This window comes from Herbiconiux daphne (assembly GCF_024979295.1).
In the GTDB taxonomy this organism is placed as follows: Bacteria; Actinomycetota; Actinomycetes; order Actinomycetales; family Microbacteriaceae; genus Herbiconiux; species Herbiconiux daphnes.
This window is the reverse complement of the sequence record NZ_JANLCJ010000745.1, coordinates 1-537: the sequence shown is the minus strand read 5'-3', so window position 1 is coordinate 537 and position 537 is coordinate 1. Positions and strand designations below refer to the sequence as shown.

Genomic DNA, 537 nt, shown 5'->3' with positions numbered 1-537 from the left:
ATGAATCAATTGAAAGGTTAGTTAGGCTCTGTGAACAGTGGCCTAGAGTTGCGTTTGGTTCATCTGGTGAGTTTGCTGTAGTAAGAACAAAGCATTGGCATGCAAGAATGCAGGAAGCATTCAAAGCTATTTATATAGATAGAGATCTGAAAACTAAGATTCACGGTTTAAGGATGTTAGATGGTAGAGTACTTGGTGTATATCCACTTGACTCTGCTGACAGTACCAATCTGGCTACTAACATACCTAAGTGGAAAAACGTACATCCACAATTAACCCAGAATGTCTTAGATGCAGGATTCGATATCTATGAGGTTTACACACACCGTGCTGCTATTCTCCGTAATGCAGTCGAGTCTGTAATCCCACCGACAATTGAAGAATGGAGAAACCAATGGAAATCAATGAACTCCGAAACGTAGACATTGACTCTCTCCCACATGAGATTAAGATGGAGATTATTTCTCTTCTTGAACAACGAGAGAAAGCAATTAAATATAACAAGGTAGATCAGTTCTACCCATATCCTTTTCAGAA

1 protein-coding gene is annotated in these 537 nt (G+C 39.3%); it reads left to right on the top strand.

Features of this window, described 5'->3' with window-relative positions; all coding sequences use genetic code 11:
- Positions 1-422: hypothetical protein (locus N1032_RS27465; RefSeq protein WP_259543891.1), on the top strand; the 422-nt coding region annotated here is incomplete at its 5' end.
- Between the last annotated feature and the right edge of the window lie 115 nt (positions 423-537).